This window comes from Mesorhizobium album (assembly GCF_033977205.1).
Lineage (GTDB): Bacteria > Pseudomonadota > Alphaproteobacteria > Rhizobiales > Rhizobiaceae > Mesorhizobium > Mesorhizobium album.
Genome location: NZ_JAVIIW010000022.1, coordinates 52,052 through 70,790 on the forward strand (window position 1 = coordinate 52,052; position 18,739 = coordinate 70,790).

An 18,739-nucleotide genomic window follows, 5' to 3' on the forward strand; every position below is an offset into this window, starting at 1 on the left:
ACCATGGTCAGGATTTGCCTCAAGCAGCATCGAGCGTTTCGACGACGAAGTTGCTGTTGGTGTAGACGCAGATATCGGCCGCGATCTGCATTGCTCTGCGGGCGATCTCCTCGGCGTCCTTGTCGGTGTCCATCAGCGCGCGGGCCGCGGCCAGCGCATAATTGCCGCCGGAACCGATGGCCATGACGCCATATTCGGGCTCGAGCACGTCGCCGGTGCCGGTCAGCGCCAGCGAGATCGACTTGTCGGCCACCAGCATCATCGCCTCCAGCCGCCGCAGATAGCGGTCGGTGCGCCAGTCCTTGGCGAGCTCGACACAGGCGCGTGTCAGCTGGTCTGGATATTGTTCGAGCTTGGCTTCGAGCCGCTCCAGGAGGGTGAAGGCATCGGCGGTGGCGCCGGCAAAACCGGCGATGACGCTGCCGCCCTTGCCGATGCGGCGCACCTTGCGGGCGTTGCCCTTCATGATGGTCTGGCCGAAGCTGACCTGGCCGTCGCCGGCGATCACGACCTTGTTGCCCTTGCGCACGCTGACGATGGTCGTGGCGTGCATGGTCGGTTCATTCGACATTTGGTGCTCCGATTCGCGCTATCCCTTTGAAAGGCGATCGGCGCGCTACGAGTGACTTTTGATTGCCATATGTATGCATGGGGCGAGTGATTGCAAACCGTGCTCCCGGCAAGCCGATACCGCCAGGAAAGGCAACTGGCAATCGCCGGATCATGCTGATAGAAGGCTCTCGTTTTCAAGCCCGTGCCACGGGACAAGGACCGCAAGGACTTAAATTATGCCGCCCCGTTCCGCCGAAATCAGCCGCAAGACCAAGGAAACCGAGATCTCGGTTTCGGTCCATGTCGACGGCAAGGGCAAATCCGACATTTCGACCGGCGTCGGCTTTTTCGACCATATGCTCGACCAGCTGTCGCGCCATTCGCTGATCGACATGACGGTGAAGGCCAAGGGTGATCTGCATATCGACGACCACCACACGGTCGAGGACACCGGCATCGCGATCGGCCAGGCGCTGGGCAAGGCGCTGGGCGAGCGGCGCGGCATCATGCGCTATGCCTCGATCGACCTTGCCATGGACGAGACGCTGACCAGGGCGGCGATCGATGTCTCCGGCCGGCCTTTTCTGGTCTGGAATGTTTCCTTCTCGTCGCCCAAGATCGGCACGTTCGACACCGAGCTGGTGCGCGAGTTCTTCCAGGCGCTGGCGCAGAATGCCGGCGTTACGCTGCATGTGACCAACCACTACGGCGCCAACAACCATCATATCGCCGAGACCTGCTTCAAGGCGGTGGCCAGGGTGCTGCGCGCCGCGCTGGAGCCCGATCCGCGCCAGCCGGATGCGGTGCCGTCCACCAAGGGATCCCTGAAAGGATAACCCTATGGCCAGCTATGTCGTGATGGAGCCGCCGGCAGGCGGCCGAGAAGCCGAAGCGACTTTCGTGCGCGACGGCTTCACTTGGCTTGGTTTCCTGGTCCCGCCGGTCTGGCTCGCCTGGCACCGGCTTTGGATCGAGGCCCTGCTCACCTTCGTGGTCATGGCGATCCTGTCGGCGCTCGGCGAAAGACTGGGGCAGGAAGGAGCCGGATCGGCGCTTTCGCTGCTGGTTTCGCTCTATGTCGGGCTCGAAGGCCAGGGGCTGCGCATCTCGGCGCTGCGCCGCCGCGGTTGGCGCGAATGGGGCGTGGTCGAGGCCGGCAGCCTCGGCGACGCCGAGATTCGCCATGTTCTGGAAATCGGCGAAGGCGGCGACGAACCGGAGCCCCTGCCGCGCATCGTTCCCGATACGAGCCAGGCGCGCCCCGCCCAGACAGGCATGGCGCTTGGACTGACGCATACGCCCGGAAGGCCCTGACATGCGGGTTGCCATCATCGACTACGGCTCGGGCAATCTGCGCTCGGCCACCAAGGCCTTCGAGCGCGCCGCGCATGAGGCCGGCATTGCCGCGATCATCGATCTCACGGCCGATGCCGAACGGGTGCGCAGCGCCGACCGCATCGTGCTGCCGGGCGTCGGCGCCTACGCCGACTGCGCCGCCGGACTGCATGCCGTCGCCGGCATGTGGGAAGCGGTGGAAGAGGTGGCTCTTCGCAAAGGACGGCCGTTCCTCGGCATCTGCGTCGGCATGCAATTGATGTCGGAGCGCGGCCTGGAGAAGACGATCACCAGGGGCCTCGGCTGGATCGCGGGCGACGTCAAGGAGATCACGCCGAAGGATTCGGCGCTGAAGATCCCGCAGATCGGCTGGAACACGATCGAGCTCAAGCGCAGGCATCCGCTGTTTTCGGGCATCGAGACCGGTCCGAAAGGGCTGCATGCCTATTTCGTCCACTCCTACCATCTTGAGTCGAAGAACCCTGACGAGGTGCTGGCGACAGCCGACTATGGCGGACCGGTAACGGCCGCGGTTGCCCGCGACAACCTCGCCGGCACGCAGTTCCACCCGGAGAAAAGCCAGGCGCTGGGCCTGGCGCTGATCACCAATTTCCTGCAGTGGAGGCCCTAGGCATGAGCAAGAAGGGCTATTGGATCGCCATGATCGATGTCCGCGACCCGGGCGCCTACAAGAACTACATCGAGGCCAACGCAAAAGCCTTCGCCAAATACGGCGCCAAGTTTCCGGTGCGGGCGGGACGCTACACAAATCCTGAGGGGCCGACGGGGAACCGCCATGTGGTGGTGGAGTTTTCGTCCTACGAAACGGCGCTCGCCTGTTATGAGTCGCCGGAGTACCAGGAAGCCTTGAAGTTCCGGCTGGCCGCGTCAACCGGCCATTTCGTCATCGTCGAGGGCGCCTGATCGTGATCCTGTTTCCCGCCATCGACCTCAAGGACGGCAAATGCGTGCGCCTGAAGCATGGCGACATGGCGACCGCCACCATCTACAACGATGATCCGGCGGCCCAGGCCCAGGCCTTCGAGGAACAAGGCTTCGAGTGGCTGCACGTCGTCGACCTCAACGGCGCCTTCAAAGGCCAGAGCGTCAATTCCGCGGCCGTCGGCGCCATCCTCAAGGCGACAAAGAATCCGGTGCAGCTCGGCGGCGGCATCCGCACGCTGGAGCAGATCGAGGACTGGCTGGAGCGCGGCCTGGCGCGCGTCATCCTGGGCACGGTTGCCGTGCGCGATCCCGAACTGGTGAAGGAGGCCTGCAAGGCCTTTCCGGGCAGGATAGCGGTGGGCATCGACGCCAAGGGCGGCAAGGTGGCGGTCGAGGGCTGGGCCGAGGCGTCGGAACTCGGCGTCATCGAGCTGGCGCAGAAGTTCGAGGGCGCCGGCGTCGCCGCCATCATCTACACCGACATCGACCGTGACGGTGTGCTCACCGGCATAAACTGGGACTCCACGATCAGCCTTGCCGAAGCAGTTTCGATCCCGGTGATCGCGTCCGGCGGGCTCGCCTCGATCGCCGACATCGTGCGCATGACCATGCCCGACGCCAGGAGGCTCGAAGGGGCGATTTCCGGCCGGGCGCTTTACGACGGGCGCATCGACCCCTCGGAAGCGCTGGCGATCCTGCGTGGCGAGGGGATGGAGGCAAGACCGTGAACATCTCGATCATCCTGGCGTCCTATGACAGTGGCCACTATCACGGCGGCTGCGGCCAGGGTCCCGACGCGTTGATCGCCGGCGGGCTAGCGGACGCGCTGAAGCTCGCCGGCCACGACGTCGCCGTGCACGATATCGGCAAGGTGGTCGAGGACGAGCAGGAACGCGAGATCGGCACTGGATTTGCCGTCTGCAACGCCGTGTCGGGCGAAGTCCGCATCGCGCTGGACAAAGGGCGGTTTCCGATCGTGCTGGCCGGCAACTGCCTGACCAGCGCCGGCGCCGTGGCCGGCGAAGGTGCGGATGCCATCATCTGGGCCGACCAGCATGGCGACATCAACACGCCCGAGACCTCCACCTCCGGCTTTCTCGACGGCATGGCGCTGGCGACGGTGCTTGGTCTGTGCTGGCGGCGGATGGCTGCGCAGGTTCCGGGGTTCAAGGCAATCGATCCGGCCCGTTGCGTGCTGGTCAACGCGCGCGACCTCGACCCGGCGGAGAATGAGCTTTTGGAAACGCTGCCGATCATCCGCACCGAATGCCTGGACTGGTCGACCGCGGCGCAAAGGCTGAAAGCCGATGGTGCCGAACGGGTCCACATGCATATCGACCTCGACGTGCACGACCCCGAGGAACTGCAAGCCAATCGCTACACCACCCCCGGCGGCCCGGCGCCCCAGCAGGTTCGCAGCGCGATGTGCGGGCTCGCCGGTCCTCTCAACATCGCCGGACTCACGATCTCCGCCTACGATCCCGCATTCGACCCCAAGGGCGACGTGCCGCCGCTGGTCGGCGAGCTGGTGGTCGACCTGCTCTCGACCATGGAAGCGCGCTGATGCTGAAAGCCCGCGTCATTCCCTGTCTCGACGTCAAGAACGGCCGCGTCGTCAAGGGCGTCAATTTCGTCGACCTGGTCGACGCCGGCGATCCGGTCGAGGCCGCCAAGGCCTATGACGCGGCGGGCGCCGACGAGCTTTGCTTCCTCGATATCACTGCCTCTTCCGACAATCGCGAGACGATCTTCGACGTCGTCGCCCGCACGGCCGAACAGTGCTTCATGCCGCTCACCGTCGGCGGCGGCGTGCGCCAGGTAGCCGACATCCGCAAGCTGCTTCTGGCCGGCGCCGACAAGGTCTCGATCAACACGGCAGCGGTGAAGAATCCGGACTTCGTCGCGGAAGCCGCCGACAAGTTCGGCAACCAGTGCATCGTCGTCGCCATCGACGCCAAAAAAGTGTCGGCGGCCGGCGAGGCCGATCGCTGGGAGATCTTCACCCATGGCGGGCGCGAGAAGACCGGCATCGACGCGGTCGACTTCGCCAGTCGCATGGTCGATCGCGGCGCCGGCGAGATCCTTTTAACTTCGATGGACCGGGACGGCACCAAGGCTGGCTACGACATCGCGCTGACCCGCGCCGTCGCCGACGCGGTGCGCGTGCCGGTCATCGCTTCGGGCGGCGTCGGCACGCTCGATCACTTGGTCGAGGGCATCCGCGACGGCCATGCGGGCGCCGTCCTTGCCGCCTCGATCTTCCATTTCGGCACCTACACCATTGCCGAAGCCAAGGCCTATATGGCAAGCGCCGGCCTGCCGATGCGGCTGGACTCGGCCATCCATCGGGCTTAAAGCATGATCCCAAAAAGTAGGAACCGGTTTTCGGAAAAGATCATGCTTAAACAAGCAGATAGATGACTGCCATGGCTCAATTTTCCCTCGCCGAGCTGGAAACGATCATCCATCAGCGCGCCCATTCCGGCGACCCGGAGTCATGGACGGCGAAGCTGTTCGCCAAGGGCATGGACAAGGCGGCGCAGAAACTCGGCGAGGAAGCCGTGGAGGCGGTGATCGCTGCCATTCGCGGCGACCGGCAGGCTCTCGTTTCGGAAAGCGCCGATCTTCTATATCATTGGCTGGTCGTCCTCGGCATTGCGGGCATTCCGCTGGACGACGTGCTGAAGGAGCTCGAAGGCCGCACCGGCCGCTCGGGCATCGCCGAAAAGGCGTCCCGGCCCCGGGGCTGACGGCGAGGAGGGCAGGAGACTCGATGGACCAGCTTGCTCCGACCGAGAAATACTCCCCCTTTCGTTTCTTCTCCGCCGAGCAATGGTCGCAGTTCCGCGCCGACACGCCGCTCACGCTCACCGAAGACGAGATCGACCGGCTGCGGTCGCTCAACGACCCGGTCGACCTCGAAGAGGTCAAGCGCATCTACCTGTCGCTGTCCCGCCTGCTTTCGGCGCATGTCGAGGCGAGCCAGCTGCTGTTCAGGCAGCGCCAGGCCTTCTTCAAGGCCCAGGACGTGGTCAAGACGCCCTTCATCATCGGCATCGCCGGCTCGGTCGCGGTCGGCAAATCGACCACGGCCCGCGTGCTCAAGGAACTGCTGGCGCGCTGGCCGTCGAGCCCAAAGGTCGATCTCATCACCACCGACGGCTTCCTCCTGCCCAACGAGATCCTGCGCCGCAACAATCTGATGGAGCGCAAGGGCTTTCCCGAAAGCTACGATGTTGGCGCGCTGCTGAGGTTCCTGTCCGGCATCAAGTCGGCGCAACGCGACGTCCGGGCGCCGGTCTACTCGCATCTGACCTACGATGTCATTCCGGGCGAGTTCCAGACCATCGACCGGCCGGACATATTGATCTTCGAAGGCATCAACGTCTTGCAGCCGGGTAAATTGCCGAAGGACGGCAAGATCGTGCCGTTCCTGTCGGATTTCTTCGACTTCGCCATCTATATCGACGCCGACGAGAAGCTGATCCACCAGTGGTACACGCAGCGCTTCATGCGGCTGCGCGAGACCGCCTTCCGCAATCCGGACTCCTTCTTCCACCGCTATTCGCAGCTTTCGGAGGATGCCGCGCGCGCCATTGCCGAGGGCCTGTGGACCAACATCAACCTGAAGAACCTGCGCGAGAACATCCTGCCGACGCGGGCGCGGGCCGACCTCATCCTGCGCAAGGGCACGAACCATCTGGTGGAGGAAGTGGCGCTGCGGAAGCTTTGATCAGCGTCACCCGACGCAACTTGACTTCTTCAAGATGGAAGCGGCGGCGATCCGCTCTTGTTATGCCCGTCGCTAACGGGCAAAGGCAATGCAGCGGAGGGCCGCAGGACAGACCAATGTGCCTGCCCCATATGGCGGAGCACTTGGCTTACGGCGTAGATTGAAAAACCTGCGACGGCGACCCCGGCAATGACGTCGACAAGGTAATGGTTGGCGTGAGAAACCGCCGAAATGCCCATAAGCACATTCCATGCGATGAAAAAGTAGCGCACTGGCTTTAGGTCCCATGCCGCCCAGGCGCAGAGGAATGCGACGGCGGCATGGACGGAGGGGAACGTTACGATCCCGTAGGCATCGGTCGCCGAAAGGACGAATTCGGCCTGTTGGCGAACCGCGGTGAAATCGCCGAGAAAAGCGAACCCGTAGTAAGCGTTTATGCTCTGAAGCTGGTGCTGCGTCACTCCGTAGGTTGAATAAGTCCCGAGTGCGGGGAACCAGATCGAGACGAAGCTGGAGATATAGCAGATCACGCCATACGAAAGGATCATCGTATAGCAGCGCGCGTAGCGACCGGCCGCTCCGAGAATGAGCGGCAGCACCAACAATTGGATACCAAAAGAACTGTAGGCCACGGCAAGGACGTGGGCGAAAGTCGGATGCGCATCGACGAATTGGATGAAGGCAATCCAGTGCAGACCCAGCGCCGCATCGGCACGCGTCAGCGGGGCATCCATGAGCGGCATGTCAAGCGACGCCGCAAGGTAGGTCGAAATGAGAATCGGCACCGTCATGATGGTACCGAGTGCGAGTGCCTCCAATGATGGCGCAAGGCGAAACAGCTTGCGCTTCCAGCAGTAAATCGACAGCCCATAGAAGACAAAAACTAAGTAACAAAAAGCACCGGGCGTATCGTATTCGAAGCTGATTTCTGCAGTAGTGTAAAAACGGAAGCCGTCGATATCAGTGTAAACCAGATCGTCAATTGACGCGCGTTGGTTGCATAAGCGTTCATCTCCCGGCCACCCATGTCATCGCCCCATTGCTGAACCATAGACGCGTTTGCTCAAGCGAATGCTACGAGCAAGCGCTAAAGTGAGAGTAATCTGTGCACGATCTCTACAAGATTGACTGGCTGGCCATTGGCGAGAACGCACCCTCCCTTTGGTGGCCGAGCGGCGTGGACCGTCATAGCCAGCGCGACCAAATCGAAGCTGTTGTTGGTGGCAATCTCGGCCGCTATTTTCGGGCCGGATACTTGGCGCGTTTGTTCGCGATCCTTTTGCGGCACTGCGCGACCGGCCTTACGCCTGACTTCCTGCGGCAGCGCGTTAGCGTCAAGATGGACGCAGCACCGTAGATCGGGCCCTCGCCCATATCGAATGCAGCATCCACACTGCAAGAAACGACGGCACCAAGACGCCGACGTGGAACCCGGCATTGTTGAGGATGTGCGCGACGAACGGGTAGAGCCAGCAGATCGCGAGGATCAGTCGGGGCGGTCTCGAAACCATAATCGACAGCAGTGCAACCGCCACCGCCACACCGATCGTGTCGTAGGTATAGCCGTAGGGTGTGGCGAGGATCGCAAGAACAGCTGTAAGCACCACCCTTTCACGATGCTCCGCTTCCCGGCCCGGTCGCCAGAGCCAGACGACGGCGGCGATGGCAGCAATCGTTGCAATCGCTTGCAGGCCATATGCGGCTGCGACACCGAAGCCGACCGCCCGCGCCGTGAAGAACACGGTTATGGCATTGGCATGGTAGTGCTGGGGAAAAGGTGCTTCCAAGATCCCGGTCATCAGCGGCCGGGTTTGCGTGTAAAACAGCGACCAGACATCGAAGCCGAAAAACAGGCCTGTGGCCACTGCAACGAGAGCCGCGGTCCCGGCGGCTGCGGCGATGGCTCGCCAATTGCCGCCGGCGAGCAGGCAGAACGGGACGAGGATGCCAAGATGCGGCTTGATCGTCAGCAGACCGAACAAGATCCCCGCCGACACCGGACGCCTTGGCGCCACCGCGAGGCCTCCGATCAGCAAGGCGGTCGTCAGCGCGCCGTTCTGGCCGAAGACTGCGTCCCAGATAACGGCAGGGCTTAAGACAATCGCCAGTTCCGCGGGTCCTCCCAACTTCAGAGGCCGGACTGCCAGCCAGAGGCACACAACGGTGCCAAAGGTCCAGGCCAGATAGGCCGGGAATATCGGCAGGGCCGCGAGCGGCGCGCCAATCAGCAGGATGCTCGGCGGATAGCTCCATTCCTGGTTTGGAAGATTTGGCGCGAACATGCCGCGTAACGCCGCCCGGTAGGCGTCCACGTCAAAAAGGATGCCGACATGGCCGTCGAGCGCCATGCGCCCACCGGCCCAGAGATTGCTGAAATCCCAGTAAGGCAGCGTCTTTGAGAGCGCCGATAGGCCACCCGGACCAATGGTCCACAACCTGCGCAGGTAAAAGTCGGCCATGCCGAAACCGACAATCGACACCGCAGTGACGATAGCCACGTCAAAGAGGCCTCGGGACCTGATCCGGCTTGGTTGCATGGCGACCTCGGTCATGGAGCCTCTTTAGTCCTCCGCCCTTAAGATCGCGTTGCCGCCGGCGTCAGCCGGCACCCGCCGCAGCGTCCCTCGCCATCGGGCAAGGCGATGTCGCCGTCCCTTGTCGTGCTCCCAAAAGTTAACGGCACCTTAGGCAAATCCCGTTAGCTTTCGCTCCCAACTCCAGCGGGTGTCGGGAGGCACCGGTGATCAATGCGGGCAATGCCGAGGGCCGCAAGGCCCCGGTCTATTCACTGGTCATTCCGATCTTCAATGAAGAGGCGGTGCTGCCGCTGCTGGTCCGCCGGATCACAACCTTGCTCGACTCACTGGATGCGAGCGCCGAAGCCATCTTCGTCGACGACGGCAGCCGGGACACCAGCGTCATCTTTCTGCGCGGCATGGCCGCCGGGGAACCGCGCTTCAAGCTGATCGAGTTGTCGCGCAATTTCGGCCATCAGATCGCGATCACCGCCGGCATGGACGCGGCCGCAGGCGATGCCGTCATCGTCATGGACGCCGATCTCCAGGACCCGCCCGAAGTGGTGCTCGATCTCGTCGCCAAATGGAAGGAAGGCTACGAGATCGTCTATGCCCGTCGCATCAAGCGCGAGGGCGAGACGCTGCTCAAACGGCTGACCGCCAGCCTGTTCTATCGCGTGCTGGAGCAGATGACCTCCGTCACCATCCCGCGCGACGTCGGCGACTTCCGCCTTGTCGGGCGCAAGGCGCTGGAGACGTTCAAACGGATGCCGGAGCGCGACCGTTTCGTGCGCGGCATGTTCGGCTGGATGGGCTTCAAGCAGACCGCGGTGGCGTTCGAGCGGCCGGTGCGGGCGGCCGGCGAAACCAAATACCCGTTTTGGAAGATGGTGCGGCTGGCGGTGCACGGCATCGTCAGCTTTTCCGACAAGCCGCTGCGGCTGGCCTTGTGGGCCGGCATTGCCATTTCCGGCGTCGCCGCCTTGCTCGGCTTCTACGCCCTGTTCTCCTGGCTGTTCGTCAGCAGCGTCGTCCACGGTTGGACGTCGACGGTGGTGATCATCTCCTTCCTGTCGGGCATCAACCTCTTCATGACCGGGGTGATCGGCCTCTATGTCGGGGGCATCCACGCGGAAGTGAAACGGCGGCCGCTTTATGTCGTCGACCGGCTGACCGGCTTCGAGGAAGCGATCGCCGCGATGAGCCGCTCCGAGGCGACGACGGGCAGGCTGCCCGCGTCGCGCGAACGCCGGTTCGGCTGACCGTGCGGCAACCAGCGACCGACCCCGAAACGGTCTTTGACAGGGCCGAAGATACGCCCTCCGCGGGTGGTCAGTTCATCGCTTGGGCGACGGGCCGTTCGGAGGCCGCGCGCATCCTGAGGTTCGCTGCGATCGGCGGCTTGTCGACATTGATCTACGCGGTGCTCACGCTGGCGCTTTCGGATCGACATGGTCTCGGCATGCCAGCGACGATTGCCTCGATAGCAGGCTACGGCGCCGGCGCGGTGTTTTCCTATTGCGGGCATCGGTTTGTGACATTCATGTCGGGTGGCGCGGTCGGGTTTGAAATCCCGCGCTTCGCCATCGCCACCGCCATTGGGTTCCTGCTCTCGCTCGCGCTGGCCGCGGTCCTTACCGATCTCGCCGGAGTTTCGTCCTCGGTACCGGTGGCGCTGTCCTCCATCCTGGTGCCGGCGCTGAATTTCGTCATGCTTCGAAAATTCGTTTTCGTGGCGGCCAGCCGATGAGCATGTCGGAGCAAGTCACGGGTGCGACGCAGGATCATGCGATGGCAGGCGTCTCCGTCGCGCGGGCACGAACGGAATATGCCGGGTCTGTCGCTACTTTTGTGATACTCCTGGCCATCGCCGTTCTATGGCAGGTGCGCTGGGGCACGATCCCCGACACGAGTTGGCTGATCATCGTCTGCGAGCGGGTGCTTTCGGGTGAGCGGCTCTATGCGCAAGTGCACGAGGTCAATCCCCCCTTCAGCGTATGGCTCTATCTGCCGCCGGTGGCCGCTGCCAGAATTCTCGACGTGGCGCCAGAAATCCTTGTCCAGGCCTGGACTTACCTCGCCGCGCTGATCGGCGTTGCGTTTTCCGGCGCAATCGTCAGACGCGCGGGATTTCCCGAGAGGACCACCCTGTTTGCTCTCGGCCCGGCCTTTTACGCAGTGCTGGTGATCTTCCCGGGCAATGTCTTCACCGAGCGCGAGCACTTGGGCGTTGCTCTGTTCCTGCCGCTGCTGGCGCTGCACGCCTGGCGCGCGCGCAGGGACGCCGAGGCCGAGCCGGGCGCCGGCATCGCGGCACTCGCCGGACTTTGCGGAAGCATCTTGCTGCTGGTCAAGCCTTACTATGCGGTGATGGTGCTGGCCTCGGCCCTGCTCGTCGCAGCGCGCCGGCGCAGCCTGAAACCGATCTTCGCGCCGGAGCACTGGGTCATCGGCGGCATTTGCGTCGCCTATCTGGTCGCGGTCATCCTGATCCATCCGGAGTTCCTGCGCGATGCTTATCCCCTGCTGGTGGAATTTTATGCGAACGGCATCGCCTCCGCGCATGTGATGGCCTATTACGGATGCGCCTGGTTTTTTCTGGTGTTCCTCGCGCTATGGTCCTGGCCGGTCGGCCGATTTCCGGAACTGGCCGCAGTAACGCTGGCAGCATCGGCGGCGGCCTTGTTGCCGCTCTTCTATCAAGCCAAAGGCTGGCCTTACCACGCCTATCCCGCGCTCTCCCTGGCTGTCGCGGCCAATCTCTGCCTGCTTGCCTTGCCAAGAATGAAGCGCCGGATGGCGGGGCTGCTCTCCTATCTGGCGGTACCGCCGCCGGCCCTGATATCGATGGCGATCATGGTCGCCTTTGTTTTGAATTGGCCGACTCAGAAGCCGAACAGCGCAGTGGTGGCCACCATTCGCGCGGCGACCTTTGAACCGACCGTCGCCGTCATGAACACGGATTTGGATACCGCGCATCCGCTGAGCCGCATGATCGGCGGGCAATACGTTTCGGCCGGAGCCTATGACTGGCCTGGACCGGACGCGACTGCCCTGTACCTGCGGGCAGCCCGTAGCGGTGACGACCTCAGCGCGGCGCATTACCAAGCCATCATGACGCGCTACGCCGAAAGCAAGCGCCAGGCGTTTGAGCGCCTCCGTCCGGACCTCATCATCAGCAAGATCGACAATGGCCCCTGGACGCGCCAGCTGACCGAGCATTTCGGCTTCGACCGCATACTGGCCGGCTATCATGTGCTCCTCGAGCAGGGGCGCCTGCGTGTCTATCTGCGCAACGACTATGTCCGGCCCGACCCGCCGCCGGCAGGCTGAGCTGCCTCTGCCGGCACCGTCACCCGCCGCAGCGTCAGATTGATGCGGCCGCCATTCTTCAACAGCGCCGAGGTCGCAGGGTAGATGCGGTCGACGCCGTGGAATGAGAGGCGTCCCTCGCCGCCGAGCACGACGACATCGCCGCTTTTCAGCCTGAACGACTTGGTGGCGCCTTCGCGCGTGGTCTGGCCGACCCGGAACAGGCAGTCGTCGCCCAGCGACACCGAGACGACGGGCGCTGCGAAATCCTGCTCGTCGCGGTCCTGGTGCAGGCCCATCTTGGCCTCGCTCGAATAGAAATTGACGAGACAGGCCTCCGGCGGATGAGGATAGGCCGAAACCTCACGCCATAATTGCATCAAGGCTTCCGGGATCGGCGGCCAGGGCTCTCCCGTCACCGGATGCGTCGGCTGGTAGCGATAGCCGCGCTCCCTGTCGGTGACCCAGCCGAGCGTGCCGCAATTGGTCATGCGCACGCTCATCTCCTTGCCGCTGCGCGGCATCGCCGGCACGTAGAGCGGCGCCGCCTGCACAACGCGCCTGATCTCCTCGACCAGCGCTTCCTGCGCTGCGCGCGGCAGATAACCCGGCATGTGGCGAACGCCTTTGGGCAGAACGAGCATGGGATTCGGTCCGATCAATTCGCCCGAGCATGCCACCGATGGAACGGCTCCGCGACCCGAAAGCGATCGCCGATCGGAACTTGGGCCTCAGTCGTTCTCCACCCGGCCGCGCAGCTTCTTCACTGTCGAGCGACCCGCCTTGGTCTTGAGGCGGCGCTCAACGGCGCCCTTCGAAGGCTTCGTCTTCTTGCGTGGCGGCGGCGGTGGTTCGGCCGCCTTGGCGACCAGCGCCGTCAGCCTCACCCGCGCGTCTGCCCGGTTCTGCTCCTGGGTGCGGAAGCGGCCGGCCTCGATAACGATGACGCCGTCCTTGGTGGCGCGCTGGCCGGCAAGCTTGATGGCGCGCTCCCGCACGCGGTCGGAGAGGCCCGATGCATTTGCCGCGTCGAAGCGCAGCTGCACAGCCGTCGCCACCTTGTTGACGTTCTGGCCGCCCGGACCGGAGGAGCGGATGAAATCCTCATGCAGGTCGTCCGGATGGATAACCGCGTCGTTGGCGATGATGATCCTGTCGTCGGCATTCATGCGCGCAGTCATGACGCGGCGGCGGCAAAAAGAAAAGGCCCGGCACAAGCCGGGCCCTGGAGGAACGATGTTTGGAGCGGCGACTATTCCGCCGCCTCCTGCAGACGCGGAGCCGCGCCGAGGATGGCCGCATCGACATGCGTTTCGAATTTCTCGAAGTTGGTGGCGAACATATTGACCAGCTTCGCGGCCTGGCGGTCGTAGGCCAGCTTGTCGGCCCAGGTCGAACGCGGATCGAGAATGGCGCCGTCGACACCCGGAACCGCTACCGGCACCTCGAAACCGAAATTGGCGTCGGTGCGGAAGTCGGCGGCATTGAGCGAGCCGTCGAGCGCCGCGCCGAGCAGGGCGCGCGTCACCTTGATCGGCATGCGACGGCCGATGCCGTAGGCGCCGCCGGTCCAGCCGGTATTGACCAGCCAGCAATCGACGCCGTGGCCGGCGATCAGCTCGCGCAGCAGATTGCCGTATTCGGACGGATGGCGCGGCATGAAAGGCGCGCCGAAGCAGGTCGAGAACGTCGCCTCGGGCTCGGTGACACCCTTCTCGGTTCCTGCGACCTTCGCGGTATAACCGGAGAGGAAGTGGTACATCGCCTGCGCCGGCGTCAGCCTGGCGATCGGCGGCATGACGCCGAAGGCGTCGGCGGTCAGCATGATGATGTTCTTCGGATGGCCGGCGCGGCCGGTCCTCGAGGCATTCGGAATGTAGTCCAGCGGATAGGCGCAGCGGGTGTTCTCGGTGAGGCTGCCGTCATCGAAATCCGGCACGCGGCCGGCATCGAGAACCACATTCTCCAGCACCGTGCCGAAACGCTGGGTGGTGGCGAAGATCTCCGGTTCGGCCTCGGCCGACAGCCTGATCGTCTTGGCGTAGCAGCCGCCTTCGAAATTGAAGATGCCGTGCGGACCCCAGCCATGCTCGTCGTCGCCGGTCAGCGTGCGCGACGGATCGGCCGACAGCGTCGTCTTGCCGGTCCCGGACAGGCCGAAGAAGACGGCTGCATCGCCTGCAAGCCCCTCATTGGCCGAGCAATGCATCGGCATCACGCCTTTTTGCGGCAGCAGGTAGTTGAGCACGGTGAACACAGACTTCTTCATCTCGCCTGCATAGGACGTGCCGCCGATCAGCACGATCTTGCGGGTCAGATCAACCGCGATCACCGTTTCGGTGCGTGTGCCGTGGCGAGCCGGGTCGGCGCGGAAGGACGGCAGGTCGATGATCGTCATCTCCGGCAGGAAACGCTCGAGCTCTGCGGCTTCCGGCCGGATCAAGAGATTGCGGATGAACAGCGAATGCCAGGCGAATTCGGTGACGACCCGAACCGGCAGCTGGAGCTCGGCATCGGCACCGCCGACGAGATCCTGTACGTAGAGATCCTTGGCTGCAGCATGGGCACGGAAATCGGCAAGGAGCGTCTCGAACTGCGCCGGCGAGATCGCCTTGTTGTTGTCCCACCAGACATGCGGGGCGGTGCTGTCGTCGCGCACGACGAACTTGTCCTTGGGCGAGCGGCCGGTGTGCTGGCCGGTTACGGCAACCAGCGCGCCCTGCGCCGTCAGTTTCGCCTCGCCGCGGCGGATCGCTTCCTCATAGAGCTCGGCGGCAGCGAAATTGTAACGCACCGTGCCGGTTGTCCTCAGGCCGATGGCGTCAATAGCGCAATCGGAATTGCGTTTGCCGGCTTCCGACATCAATTTTCCTCTCTGGATTTGGCCGCATCTGGCCGGTGAATTTCTGGGGCCCGCGTAGAGGGCAGATAGGCTCAGAACCAGAAAAGGCAAATGATATCAAATCATTAATCGATTTAAAAAATTTGAAAGTTGTTTAAATCGTTTAGATGTGCAAAAACTCACAGAGGTTGCCCAAAGGATTGGCAGGCTTTGTTCGTCTAATCCTTGAGTCGGGTGCGATCGTATGTAGCGGCAGGCCGCCCGTGACTTCGGAGAGGGGCCATGCCACATTTTGTACCCAATTTGTCCACAAAAGCCCCTTCTCGACGACAGAAGGGACAGCTCATGAGGGAGCCGCTTGAAATGGCAACTATCGCGCTTGTCGATGACGACCGCAACATTCTGACTTCGGTCTCGATCGCCCTCGAATCCGAGGGCTACCGCGTCGAAACCTACACGGATGGTGCGTCGGCGCTGGAAGGCCTGGCGGCTCGTCCGCCGAACCTTGCCATACTCGACATCAAGATGCCGCGCATGGACGGCATGGAGCTGCTGCGCCGGATGCGCCAGAAATCCGACCTGCCGGTGATCTTCCTGACGTCGAAGGACGACGAGATCGACGAATTGTTCGGCCTCAAGATGGGCGCCGACGACTTCATCCGCAAACCGTTCTCGCAGCGCCTGCTGGTCGAGCGGGTGCGGGCGGTGCTGCGTCGCACCAGCGCCCGTGAGGCGGCCGCCAAGGCGCCCAGCCAGCAGGCCCGCTCGCTCGAACGCGGCCAGCTGGTGATGGACCAGGAGCGGCATACCTGCACCTGGAAGGGCGAGCCGGTGACGCTGACGGTGACGGAGTTCCTGATCCTGCACTCGCTGGCGCAGCGCCCCGGCGTGGTAAAAAGCCGTGATGCGCTGATGGATTCGGCCTATGATGAGCAGGTCTATGTTGACGACCGCACCATCGACAGCCACATCAAGCGGCTGCGCAAGAAGTTCAAGGCCGTCGACGACGACTTCGAGATGATCGAAACCCTGTACGGAGTCGGATACCGGTTTCGGGAAGCTTGATATAGTGGATAGTCAATGGTGAATGGTGCGAGCGGCCTACCGGCTGTATCTTAAGCGCCCCATTTTCCATTCACATTTCACCATTCACCAAACAGGGACTGCTAGTTGATGGCAGTGGAAGTAGAGCGAGGCAGGCGGGCGGGCGCGGCGAGGCGCCCGTCGCGGATCGTGCCCGCATTCGTGTCGAAGATCACGGTGCCGATGCGCCGGTTCCTCGGCCATCACATCTTCTCCAGCCTGACGCGGCGCATCCTGTTCCTCAACCTGGCCGGCCTCGCGGTGCTGGTCACCGGCATCCTCTACCTCAACACCTTCCGCGACGGGCTGATCGATGCCCGTGTCGAAAGCCTGATGACGCAAGGCGAGATCATCGCCGGCGCCATCGCGGCCTCGGCGACGGTCGAGACCGACTCGATCAGCATCGATCCGGAAAAGCTGCTGGAGCTGCAGGCCGGCGAAAGCCTAGGACCGGGCTCCGACCAGCTCGACAATCTCGATTTCCCGATCAACCCCGAGCGCGTGGCGCCGGTGCTGAGACGGCTGATCTCGCCGACGCGCACGCGCGCCCGCATCTACGACCGCGACGCCAACCTGCTGCTCGATTCGCGCCACCTCTATTCGCGCGGCCAGATCCTGCGCTACGACCTGCCGCCCGTCGACGACGAGCAGCCGGACCTTCTGGAGCGCGTCGAGAAATTCGTCTTCGATTTCTTCCGCAACAAGGACCTGCCCATCTATCACGAGCAGCCGGGCGGCAACGGCGCGGCCTTCCCCGAAGTGGTGAAGGCGCTGACCGGCGGTCCCTCGACCATCGTGCGGGTGAGCGAGCAGGGCGAACAGATCGTCTCGGTCGCGGTGCCGATCCAGCGCTTCCGCGCCGTGCTCGGCGTGCTGATGCTCTCGACTGAAGGCGGCGACATCGACAAGATCGTCGCGGCCGAGCGCAAGGCGATCCTGCGCGTGTTCGGCGTCGCTGCCCTCGTCACCGCCATCCTCTCGATGCTGTTGGCCTCGACCATCGCCAATCCGCTGCGGCGGCTTTCCGCCGCCGCCGTCAGGGTGCGGCGCGGCGTCAAGAGCCGCGAGGAAATCCCGGACTTCTCCGACCGTCAGGACGAGATCGGCAATCTGTCGATCGCGGTGCGTGACATGACCAACGCGCTCTATGCTCGCATCGAGGCGATCGAAAGCTTCGCCGCCGACGTTTCGCATGAGCTCAAGAACCCGCTGACCTCGCTGCGCAGCGCGGTCGAAACGCTGCCGCTGGCCAAGAATGATGCTTCACGCGCGCGCCTGATGGAGATCATCCAGCACGACGTGAAGCGGCTCGACCGGCTGATCACCGACATTTCGGATGCTTCCCGCCTCGACGCCGAATTGGCGCGCGAGGATGCCTCGACGGTCGATCTGAAGAAGTTCATCACCGACCTCATCGCGGTCTCGCGTGAGACGACGCGCAACAAGAAGGCGGTCGAGATCGAGCTCAAGGTCGCCAAGCTGCCGCAGGGCGTCAAAGGCTATGTCGTGACCGGCCACGATCTCAGGATCGGCCAGGTCATCACCAACCTGATCGAGAACGCCCGCTCCTTCGTTCCCGAGGAGCATGGTCACATCACCATCTCGCTGGCGCGGGCCGGCAAGTTCAACATCGTCACCGTCGACGACAACGGCCCGGGCATCAGGGCCGAGAAGATCGACCGCATCTTCGAGCGCTTCTATACCGACCGGCCGGCCAGCGAGGCTTTCGGCCAGAATTCCGGCCTTGGCCTGTCGATCAGCCGCCAGATCGTCGAGGCGCATGGCGGCACGCTCACGGCGGAAAACATCCCCGGCACCAAGCCCGGCGAGATCAAGGGTGCGCGCTTCGTGGTGACGCTGCCGGCCGAAGGCTGATCGCCGGGTCTCAGACACGATTTCAAGACACGATCATGCCCGCCCCCGCCGTCAAGCCTGAAAACATCCATGGGACGGCGATCCTCATCGGCGAGCGCGGCGTGCTCATCACAGGACCGTCCGGCGCCGGCAAGACGACGCTGGCGCTGACGCTCATCGACCATTGCCGGGCGCGCGGGTTGTTTTCGCGGCTGATCGGCGACGACAGGCTGCTTGCCGCCGCGCATCGCGGACGGCTGGTCTGCCGGGCGCCGTCCACCATCGCCGGGCTCGCCGAAGTGCCGGGCTTCATTCCGAGCCCGCTGCCGTTCGAACCGGGTGGCGTGATCGACCTCCATATCCGGCTGGTGCCGAGGGAAGAAATGGCTCGCTTCCAGGAAGAGATCAGCGAGCCGGTCGCGGGCTGTGCGGTGCCGCGCATCGATCTTGCCGAGCGCAATGCCGCCACGGCGTTGCCGGCCGTGATGGCGCGGCTGTCGATCCCGCCTTTTTCATGATCCGGCCCGGCTTTTTTGCTGCAATGCGTCAAAATGGCTCGGATCGTCG

General features: G+C 63.7%; 22 protein-coding genes. 16 read left to right on the top strand and 6 right to left on the bottom strand.

Translation table 11 applies throughout. The features are described from left to right. Positions 1 to 19 precede the first annotated feature (19 nt). The gene (gene hslV / locus RFN28_RS19145; protein ID WP_320288885.1) at positions 20 to 571 is read right to left on the bottom strand and encodes an ATP-dependent protease subunit HslV; all 552 of its coding nucleotides are present in this window, start codon (positions 569 to 571) and stop codon (positions 20 to 22) included. Positions 572 to 788: 217 nt separating this feature from the next. Here hslV and hisB point away from each other — a divergent pair, with 217 nt between their 5' ends. From hisB to coaA, 9 genes are all read left to right on the top strand, one after another. Further along, positions 789 to 1,388, top strand: a complete 600-nt coding sequence (hisB, locus tag RFN28_RS19150; RefSeq protein ID WP_320288886.1) for an imidazoleglycerol-phosphate dehydratase HisB — start codon at positions 789 to 791, stop codon at positions 1,386 to 1,388. Positions 1,389 to 1,392: 4 nt separating this feature from the next. Beyond that, positions 1,393 to 1,866 carry a DUF2628 domain-containing protein gene (locus tag RFN28_RS19155; RefSeq protein ID WP_320288887.1) on the top strand — a complete coding sequence of 158 codons (474 nt, stop codon included), beginning with the start codon at positions 1,393 to 1,395 and terminating at the stop codon, positions 1,864 to 1,866. A 1-nt stretch (position 1,867) separates the two neighbouring features. Further along, positions 1,868 to 2,518, top strand: coding sequence for an imidazole glycerol phosphate synthase subunit HisH (gene hisH, locus RFN28_RS19160; RefSeq protein ID WP_320288888.1), 651 nt, complete (start codon positions 1,868 to 1,870; stop codon positions 2,516 to 2,518). A 2-nt stretch (positions 2,519 to 2,520) separates the two neighbouring features. Then, entirely contained in the window at positions 2,521 to 2,811 is a 291-nt protein-coding gene (locus RFN28_RS19165) for a DUF1330 domain-containing protein (RefSeq protein ID WP_040972857.1), read from the top strand. Positions 2,812 to 2,813: 2 nt separating this feature from the next. Beyond that, positions 2,814 to 3,560 carry a 1-(5-phosphoribosyl)-5-[(5-phosphoribosylamino)methylideneamino]imidazole-4-carboxamide isomerase gene (gene hisA, locus RFN28_RS19170; RefSeq protein ID WP_320288889.1) on the top strand — a complete coding sequence of 249 codons (747 nt, stop codon included), beginning with the start codon at positions 2,814 to 2,816 and terminating at the stop codon, positions 3,558 to 3,560. Continuing rightward, positions 3,557 to 4,396 (top strand): arginase family protein, encoded by an 840-nt coding sequence (locus RFN28_RS19175; protein WP_320288890.1) that lies wholly within the window; start codon positions 3,557 to 3,559, stop codon positions 4,394 to 4,396. Before hisA ends, RFN28_RS19175 begins: the two co-directional genes overlap by 4 nt. After that, a complete protein-coding gene (gene hisF, locus RFN28_RS19180) occupies positions 4,393 to 5,187 on the top strand; it encodes an imidazole glycerol phosphate synthase subunit HisF (protein WP_320288945.1) in 795 nt (264 codons plus the stop codon). Before RFN28_RS19175 ends, hisF begins: the two co-directional genes overlap by 4 nt. Positions 5,188 to 5,258: 71 nt before the next feature. Next, entirely contained in the window at positions 5,259 to 5,582 is a 324-nt protein-coding gene (locus tag RFN28_RS19185; protein WP_320288891.1) for a phosphoribosyl-ATP diphosphatase, read from the top strand. Between the two features lie 23 nt (positions 5,583 to 5,605). Continuing rightward, a complete protein-coding gene (gene coaA / locus RFN28_RS19190; protein ID WP_320288892.1) occupies positions 5,606 to 6,565 on the top strand; it encodes a type I pantothenate kinase in 960 nt (319 codons plus the stop codon). Positions 6,566 to 6,594: 29 nt separating this feature from the next. Here coaA and RFN28_RS19195 read toward each other — a convergent pair whose 3' ends face one another. Then, positions 6,595 to 7,356: a phosphatase PAP2 family protein gene (locus RFN28_RS19195; protein ID WP_320288893.1), complete on the bottom strand. Its 762-nt coding sequence runs from the start codon at positions 7,354 to 7,356 to the stop codon at positions 6,595 to 6,597. 314 nt (positions 7,357 to 7,670) lie between these two features. Between RFN28_RS19195 and RFN28_RS19200 the strand changes: the two genes are divergently transcribed. Beyond that, complete coding sequence (locus tag RFN28_RS19200; RefSeq protein ID WP_320288894.1) at positions 7,671 to 7,922, top strand: hypothetical protein; 252 nt, start codon at positions 7,671 to 7,673, stop codon at positions 7,920 to 7,922. Here the strand turns inward: RFN28_RS19200 and RFN28_RS19205 are convergent. Next, positions 7,900 to 9,117, bottom strand: a complete 1,218-nt coding sequence (locus RFN28_RS19205; RefSeq protein ID WP_320288895.1) for a glycosyltransferase family 87 protein — start codon at positions 9,115 to 9,117, stop codon at positions 7,900 to 7,902. The genes RFN28_RS19200 and RFN28_RS19205 overlap by 23 nt on opposite strands. 188 nt (positions 9,118 to 9,305) lie before the next feature. Here RFN28_RS19205 and RFN28_RS19210 point away from each other — a divergent pair, with 188 nt between their 5' ends. From RFN28_RS19210 to RFN28_RS19220, 3 genes are read left to right on the top strand one after another with little or no spacing between them, the layout of a single operon-like run. Beyond that, on the top strand, positions 9,306 to 10,343 hold the full coding sequence (locus RFN28_RS19210) for a glycosyltransferase family 2 protein (protein WP_320288896.1): 1,038 nt from the start codon (positions 9,306 to 9,308) through the stop codon (positions 10,341 to 10,343). 2 nt (positions 10,344 to 10,345) lie between these two features. Beyond that, positions 10,346 to 10,831, top strand: coding sequence for a GtrA family protein (locus RFN28_RS19215; RefSeq protein WP_320288897.1), 486 nt, complete (start codon positions 10,346 to 10,348; stop codon positions 10,829 to 10,831). A 41-nt stretch (positions 10,832 to 10,872) separates the two neighbouring features. Next, positions 10,873 to 12,414 (top strand): hypothetical protein, encoded by a 1,542-nt coding sequence (locus RFN28_RS19220; protein ID WP_320288898.1) that lies wholly within the window; start codon positions 10,873 to 10,875, stop codon positions 12,412 to 12,414. Here RFN28_RS19220 and RFN28_RS19225 read toward each other — a convergent pair. The 3 genes from RFN28_RS19225 to RFN28_RS19235 all read right to left on the bottom strand — a co-directional run bounded on the left by RFN28_RS19225 (position 12,381) and on the right by RFN28_RS19235 (position 15,256). Next, positions 12,381 to 13,037 carry an alpha-ketoglutarate-dependent dioxygenase AlkB family protein gene (locus tag RFN28_RS19225; RefSeq protein ID WP_320288899.1) on the bottom strand — a complete coding sequence of 219 codons (657 nt, stop codon included), beginning with the start codon at positions 13,035 to 13,037 and terminating at the stop codon, positions 12,381 to 12,383. The genes RFN28_RS19220 and RFN28_RS19225 overlap by 34 nt on opposite strands. A gap of 87 nt (positions 13,038 to 13,124) precedes the next feature. After that, entirely contained in the window at positions 13,125 to 13,562 is a 438-nt protein-coding gene (gene arfB, locus RFN28_RS19230; protein ID WP_320288946.1) for an alternative ribosome rescue aminoacyl-tRNA hydrolase ArfB, read from the bottom strand. An 83-nt stretch (positions 13,563 to 13,645) separates the two neighbouring features. Further along, a complete protein-coding gene (locus RFN28_RS19235; protein WP_320288900.1) occupies positions 13,646 to 15,256 on the bottom strand; it encodes a phosphoenolpyruvate carboxykinase in 1,611 nt (536 codons plus the stop codon). 342 nt (positions 15,257 to 15,598) lie between these two features. On the opposite strand from RFN28_RS19235, the gene RFN28_RS19240 reads away from it, so the two are divergent. The 3 genes from RFN28_RS19240 to RFN28_RS19250 all read left to right on the top strand — a co-directional run bounded on the left by RFN28_RS19240 (position 15,599) and on the right by RFN28_RS19250 (position 18,690). Continuing rightward, entirely contained in the window at positions 15,599 to 16,300 is a 702-nt protein-coding gene (locus RFN28_RS19240) for a response regulator transcription factor (RefSeq protein ID WP_006201274.1), read from the top strand. A 108-nt stretch (positions 16,301 to 16,408) separates the two neighbouring features. Further along, entirely contained in the window at positions 16,409 to 18,193 is a 1,785-nt protein-coding gene (locus tag RFN28_RS19245; protein ID WP_320288901.1) for a sensor histidine kinase, read from the top strand. 35 nt (positions 18,194 to 18,228) lie between these two features. Further along, positions 18,229 to 18,690 carry an HPr kinase/phosphorylase gene (locus RFN28_RS19250; protein WP_320288902.1) on the top strand — a complete coding sequence of 154 codons (462 nt, stop codon included), beginning with the start codon at positions 18,229 to 18,231 and terminating at the stop codon, positions 18,688 to 18,690. The last annotated feature ends 49 nt before the right edge of the window (positions 18,691 to 18,739 follow it).

Bases quoted from the DNA above. Each gene is read 5' to 3' on its own strand.
- RFN28_RS19240 (WP_006201274.1), top strand. From the start codon at position 15,599: ATGGCAACTATCGCGCTTGTCGATGACGACCGCAACATTCTGACTTCG.
- hisH (WP_320288888.1), top strand. From the start codon at position 1,868: ATGCGGGTTGCCATCATCGACTACGGCTCGGGCAATCTGCGCTCGGCC.
- RFN28_RS19195 (WP_320288893.1), bottom strand. From the start codon at position 7,356: ATGACGGTGCCGATTCTCATTTCGACCTACCTTGCGGCGTCGCTTGAC.
- RFN28_RS19225 (WP_320288899.1), bottom strand. From the start codon at position 13,037: ATGCTCGTTCTGCCCAAAGGCGTTCGCCACATGCCGGGTTATCTGCCG.
- RFN28_RS19185 (WP_320288891.1), top strand. From the start codon at position 5,259: ATGGCTCAATTTTCCCTCGCCGAGCTGGAAACGATCATCCATCAGCGC.
- RFN28_RS19155 (WP_320288887.1), top strand. From the start codon at position 1,393: ATGGCCAGCTATGTCGTGATGGAGCCGCCGGCAGGCGGCCGAGAAGCC.
- RFN28_RS19220 (WP_320288898.1), top strand. From the start codon at position 10,873: ATGGCAGGCGTCTCCGTCGCGCGGGCACGAACGGAATATGCCGGGTCT.
- hisB (WP_320288886.1), top strand. From the start codon at position 789: ATGCCGCCCCGTTCCGCCGAAATCAGCCGCAAGACCAAGGAAACCGAG.
- RFN28_RS19250 (WP_320288902.1), top strand. From the start codon at position 18,229: ATGCCCGCCCCCGCCGTCAAGCCTGAAAACATCCATGGGACGGCGATC.
- RFN28_RS19205 (WP_320288895.1), bottom strand. From the start codon at position 9,117: ATGACCGAGGTCGCCATGCAACCAAGCCGGATCAGGTCCCGAGGCCTC.
- RFN28_RS19165 (WP_040972857.1), top strand. From the start codon at position 2,521: ATGAGCAAGAAGGGCTATTGGATCGCCATGATCGATGTCCGCGACCCG.
- RFN28_RS19245 (WP_320288901.1), top strand. From the start codon at position 16,409: ATGGCAGTGGAAGTAGAGCGAGGCAGGCGGGCGGGCGCGGCGAGGCGC.
- arfB (WP_320288946.1), bottom strand. From the start codon at position 13,562: ATGAATGCCGACGACAGGATCATCATCGCCAACGACGCGGTTATCCAT.
- RFN28_RS19235 (WP_320288900.1), bottom strand. From the start codon at position 15,256: ATGTCGGAAGCCGGCAAACGCAATTCCGATTGCGCTATTGACGCCATC.
- coaA (WP_320288892.1), top strand. From the start codon at position 5,606: ATGGACCAGCTTGCTCCGACCGAGAAATACTCCCCCTTTCGTTTCTTC.
- hslV (WP_320288885.1), bottom strand. From the start codon at position 571: ATGTCGAATGAACCGACCATGCACGCCACGACCATCGTCAGCGTGCGC.